This window comes from Pseudomonas sp. GM50 (genome assembly GCF_000282375.1).
Lineage (GTDB): Bacteria > Pseudomonadota > Gammaproteobacteria > Pseudomonadales > Pseudomonadaceae > Aquipseudomonas.
The window spans coordinates 1-1,826 of record NZ_AKJK01000128.1 but is presented as its reverse complement, the minus strand read 5'-3'; the positions used below and the strand labels follow the sequence as shown (position 1 = coordinate 1,826).

The following is a 1,826-nucleotide window of genomic DNA, read 5'->3' as shown; positions in this document are numbered from 1 at the left end:
TTTTTGTTGTGCGCCCAGCATGGGCGCAATCTTGTGGGTGAAAGTCCCGCCGTAAGCTGACCACAGCGAACGAAGTGAAGCGCAACTGCACAAGGGCGACCGAGTGTGGGGAGGAAGCGTGGAGCGAAACCGCGAGCCGATGGACAAGAACCGGATATAAGGCGATGCCGACCAGGGCGAGCGAGCAACAAATCGCGAAGCTCTTGTGGTCAAAGGGCGGCAACGTAAATCCGGCGGTTGTGCGGGGAAGGATTGCGTTCTTACCTGGGGAGATCTCGCCTCGTGCCTGAAAGGGCGACGGTGTGAACCGGAGCGAGAAGTCAGCAGAGGCCGTAGTAGTCTTTTTTCTGACGAAGGGCCGAACGAGAGAAAGCGTTATAGGTCATGTTGATGCGAAAGACCGGAAGTCAGATGCCTGCCAAACGCGGGGCGGACGGAGATAAGGAGCGGTGAAACCGTGAGAGGTCCCGTCAGCGACGAGGTCGATCGCCCGCAAGATGAATCCGACAACGCAGGGCAAGGGCTGCTGGAGCAGGCCTTTGCGAGAGAAAACCTGAAGCGGGCATGGAAGCGGGTCAAGGCCAACAAGGGTGCAGCAGGAGTCGACGGTCTGGACATAGACCAGACGGCCGAGCATCTGTTGACCCAATGGGCCGCGATTCGTGAACAGCTTCTTTCCGGTGTCTACCGGCCCAGTCCGGTACGACGCGTAGTCCTTCCCAAGCCTGACGGCGGCGAGCGCGAGTTGGGTATTCCGACGGTCACCGACCGCTTGATCCAACAAGCGTTGTTGCAAGTGCTGCAACCGCTCCTTGATCCTGCTTTCAGTGAACACAGCTACGGCTTCCGTCCGAGACGTTGTGCGCAGGACGCCGTTCTGGCGGCTCAGCGTTACGTGTCCTCGGGTCGAAAAGTGGTGGTGGATGTGGATCTGGAGAAGTTCTTCGACCGGGTCGATCACGACATTTTGATGGATCGTCTACGTAAACGGATTTCGGATCGGACGGTTATCCGGTTGATCCGGGCGTATCTGGATGCGGGGACGCTGATCAATGGCGCGATCGAAAGAAGCCGCTGCGGGGCACCGCAAGGCGGCCCGCTGTCGCCATTGCTGGCGAATGTGCTGTTGGACGAAGTGGATCGGGAGCTTGAACGTCGAGGTCATTGCTTCGTGCGCTACGCCGACGATGCGAATGTGTATGTTCGCAGCCGGAAGGCAGGGCAGCGGGTGATGACTTTGTTGAAGCGCCTGTACGAAAAGCTGCACTTGAGCGTCAACGAGAGCAAGAGTGCGGTGGCGAGTGCGTTTGGTCGCAAGTTTCTTGGGTATGCCTTTTGGGCATCTCCACAAGGCGTCAAAAGAGCAGTGGCGGTCAAGGCGCGCAAGCAGTTCAAGCAGCGGGTACGCGAACTCACCTGTCGCTCAGGCGGTCGCAATCTGCGACAAGTTGTCGAGAATCTACGGCCTTATCTATTAGGCTGGAAAACTTACTTTGGGTTGTCGCAAACGCCGAAAGTCTGGCGAGGGCTGGACGAGTGGATGCGACACCGATTGCGAGCGATCCAGCTTAAACAATGGAAACGTGGCCCGACGATTTACCGCGAACTGCGAGCGTTGGGAGCCAGCAGCCAATCTGCCCGGAAAGTAGCGGCCAACTCTTATAGTTGGTGGCGTAACAGCCGCTTTGAGCTGAATCGAGTGCTGGATGTGGCTTGGTTCGATAGGCTGGGTCTGGTGCGACTCTCATAACCTCAATCTCTCGAACCGCCCGGTGCGGACCCGCATGCCGGGTGGTGTGGCAGGGGAGCGGCCTATGAAGGCCGTC

At 58.4% G+C, this 1,826-nt stretch carries 1 protein-coding gene; it reads left to right on the top strand.

From position 1 onward, the window contains the following. Positions 1–457 precede the first annotated feature (457 nt). The gene (ltrA, locus tag PMI30_RS02245; RefSeq protein WP_008014568.1) at positions 458–1,750 is read left to right on the top strand and encodes a group II intron reverse transcriptase/maturase; all 1,293 of its coding nucleotides are present in this window, start codon (positions 458–460) and stop codon (positions 1,748–1,750) included. Positions 1,751–1,826: the final 76 nt, after the last annotated feature.